The sequence below is a fragment of the Bacteroides sp. RTP31139st1_H2_RTP31139_211217 genome, assembly GCF_040227615.1.
GTDB lineage: Bacteria > Bacteroidota > Bacteroidia > Bacteroidales > Bacteroidaceae > Bacteroides > Bacteroides uniformis.
In genome coordinates, this window is sequence record NZ_JBCNZM010000270.1 from 1 (window position 1) to 3,564 (window position 3,564).

Below are 3,564 nucleotides of genomic sequence, written 5' to 3' on the forward strand. Positions count from 1 at the left end.
GAATTTTCCGAGCCGCAATACTACGTATCGCTGAAAATTCCCCAATAAGGCAAGGGGCAAGCCCCTCTGCACACCCCCTTGAGGACGGCATTTCGCCGCCCTCAAAGATAGTCAGATTTATTGTTTCACAAGCCAGAAAAGAAAGGAATATATGGGTTTCGTAGTTTTACACATGGAAAAGGCGCACGGCAGCGACAGCGGAACGACCGCACATATCGAGCGTTTCATCATACCGAAGAACGCTGACCCCACACGCACGCACCTGAACCGCAGGCTTATCGAATACCCCGACGGGGTGAAAGACCGTTCGGCGGCTATACAGCAGAGATTAGAAGAAGCGGGGCTGACACGCAAAATCGGAAGCAACCAAGTACGGGCAATCCGCATCAACGTGTCGGGAACGCACGAGGACATGAAGCGGATAGAGGAAGAGGGGCGTTTGGACGAGTGGTGCGCCGACAATCTGAAATACTTCGCCGACACGTTCGGAAAGGAGAACATCGTGGCGGCTCACCTGCACAGGGACGAGGAAACGCCGCACATACACGTTACACTCGTCCCCATCGTCAAGGGAGAGCGAAAGCGCAGGAAAAGGGAGGAACAGACGAAGAAGCGATACCGCAAGAAGCCGACCGACACCGTGAGGCTGTGCGCAGACGATATTATGACACGGCTGAAATTGAAGTCCTACCAAGATACCTATGCCGTGGCGATGGCGAAATACGGGCTGCAAAGGGGCATAGACGGCTCGAAAGCTCGTCACAAGTCCACGCAGCAGTATTATCGGGATATACAGAAACTCTCCGACGACCTCAAAGCGGAAGTGGTGGATTTGCAGCAGCAGAAAGAAACGGCACGGGAAGAACTAAGACGGGCGAAAAAAGAAATACAGACCGAGAAGCTGAAAGGGGCGGCAACCGTCGCAGCCGCCAACATCGCCGAGAGTGTCGGTTCTCTTTTCGGCAGTAACAAGGTCAAGACGCTGGAAAGGGAGAACACCGCCCTGCATAGGGAGGTAGCCGACCACGAGGAAACCATCGAAGCCCTGCAAGACAGAATACAGACCATGCAGGCAGACCACAGCCGACAGATGGCGGAAGTAGAACGGAAGCACCGCAGGGAGATAGCGGACAAGGAAACGAAGCACAAGGAGGAAATATCTTTCTTGAAAACGGTAATCGCAAAGGCTGCGGCATGGTTTCCCTATTTCCGTGAAATGCTCCGTATCGAAAACCTTTGCCGCCTTGTCGGGTTCGATGAAAGGCAGACCGCAACGCTCGTCAAGGGAAAACCGTTGGAGTATGCAGGGGAACTCTACTCGGAGGAACACGGACGGAAATTCACGACCGAAAGGGCAGGTTTCCAAGTGCTGAAAGACCCCACGGACGGGGCTAAATTGGTTCTTGCCATCGACCGAAAGCCCATTGCCGAGTGGTTTAAGGAACAGTTCGAGAAGTTAAGGCAGAACATACGGCAACCTATACAGCAGCAAAGGAAAAGCAGGGGTATGAAACTGTAAAGCTCCAATTTTATACAGCGAGCAAATAAATCTATTGCAACATAAGTGATTATCACAACTTTTCACTACCTTTGTGGTTGGATTAGGGAAACTCCGTCCAAGACATATTAGAAAAGAAAGAAGCGTTATGCTTATCTTGTTGTTGAAAACGTAGGAAATTTTCAAAATGAGCAAGGATGGCATAGTGGTTCTCACGCTATAGCGTGGGCTGCTATTACTACATCTGCTCATTAGGTTTTTCCTACGACCTTCAACAAAGACGTGGCATTGCAGTTCCACGCTTCGTGGTTTAATAATAAAAGGTCTTAAGGAGCTGGAAAGACAAACATAGTACTATGGACATGACATCTCTTTGGGGAAGACTTGCAAAATTGCAGAGTTTCTTTCAGGATGGTTTGAATGTGGATGAAAATTCACATTTGCCAGAAGCGGATTTACGCAAGATAAGTCTTGGCAATCTGTATGTATATCAACAACAAGGTGTATTGAACACATTCGAAACTGGCGTAACTCCCTCTGTTCGTAAAGTTATTTTAGGTGAATACTTTGGTATAACGGATAGGGATAGTGCCATCGAAACTTTGAATTGGTTGTCGCAAGCTCCCTCGCAAACAATGTTTCACTATGCTTATACGGCTTTTCTTCAAGGAGGGGGTAATATAAGCAGGAAGTGGCTTAATGAAAATGAAGAATTGAAAGAACACACCGATTTCCGAAATGACTGTTTGGAAAAGTTGGAAACGATGGAGGAAAAATATCCGGACATTGAACAAGCTGGAATTGTCGTATCCAAAGAAGAAATGGGCAAACTCGGAGTACTTGCGTGGGATGCAGGAAGATTAAACTTTATCAGCAGACTTTGCCTTGAGCAAGAGTACATTGTAAAAGAAGAATGTATGCAGTGTATCAATGCCGCTTACGAGATGACCAAAGAAGTTTATACCAATTGGAAAGACTATGCTTATAGTTATGTTCTTGGTCGTACTTTGTCGATGGGAACTACCAACATGATTGGATTGGCAGAAGATTTACTGACAGATACCAAAAGCCCTTGGACTTATATAAAATGGTGATACTTTATTAAAAAACATTTATTAACTCTACATTTTTTTTGAATTATGAAAACGTTTAATTATGCTCCAGCCTCTCCTATCAAGGATAACATTACAATGTTGGCTGTATCAGTCGGTATGGTTGTCGTGCCGCTCGTTTATCCATTCGGTATAAGAATAGGCAGTACCCGAATACTTGGCCCTACGAGTACTGCCATTGTTTTTATAATCGGAGGACTCGTTCTCTTGGTAATAACATTGAACAAGGTTCGTCTTGCCCGTGCTTTGGCGGCGAACGGAGGAAAAATCGTTGTCGATGCAGATAGTGTAACCTATCCTATAATAAAGAAAGGGGAGAAAACCGACAAAATATTTAAAATATCGGATATAAAACATCTTAAATATGACGATGAAGAAGGAGAATTGGAAATCTTCTTGACGGATGATACACAAATAACATTGCATGCAGGATTCTTTGAATCTTTCGAGCGATACGAGGAATTTTTCGCTTTGTTGAAGAAGTGAAGAGGCTAACAAGTTCGATTTATGCGGATAATGGCGTGTGGCTCAATCGCTTTTCGTGGTGATTGAGCCACGTGTTAGCCGCAACCTTGAAAAACAAAAAATACAATGAATAGAATATTGGCACTATACATCTTTTTACTATTGTGTGGCACGGTTTCCGCACAACAAATCGTAGAATGGAGCGATTTGCAGACTATAACAGATAACTCACGGCGCACGGTCTATTATAAAAAAGGCAGAAAACAGCCGTTACGGGGAAAATATCGCATTATACGAGGACTTGACGAGGAGTGTGTTAAATTTTCCGATGGCATGATAAACGGTGATTATCGCCGCTATCGTGATGGGGTGCTGCGTGAATCGGGTATATATGCCAAAGGCAAGCGTAACAGCACATTCACGGAGTATTACCAAGACGGCGTTACTCCCCGAAAGGAAACACCCATGCAGCAAGGCAAGATAGACGGA

Annotated in this window: 3 protein-coding genes and 1 pseudogene; all 4 read left to right on the forward strand. The window is 45.7% G+C overall.

The features are described 5' to 3' along the window. Positions 1–151: 151 nt before the first annotated feature. Entirely contained in the window at positions 152–1,519 is a 1,368-nt protein-coding gene (mobV, locus tag ABUA47_RS23685) for a MobV family relaxase (protein ID WP_009291794.1), read from the forward strand. 335 nt (positions 1,520–1,854) lie between these two features. Then, complete coding sequence (locus ABUA47_RS23690) at positions 1,855–2,592, forward strand: DUF1266 domain-containing protein (RefSeq protein WP_008144975.1); 738 nt, start codon at positions 1,855–1,857, stop codon at positions 2,590–2,592. A gap of 45 nt (positions 2,593–2,637) precedes the next feature. Next, positions 2,638–3,096, forward strand: a complete 459-nt coding sequence (locus tag ABUA47_RS23695; protein ID WP_008765525.1) for a hypothetical protein — start codon at positions 2,638–2,640, stop codon at positions 3,094–3,096. 105 nt (positions 3,097–3,201) lie between these two features. Beyond that, positions 3,202–3,564 (forward strand): annotated as a pseudogene (locus ABUA47_RS23700) (hypothetical protein); the annotation flags it as partial.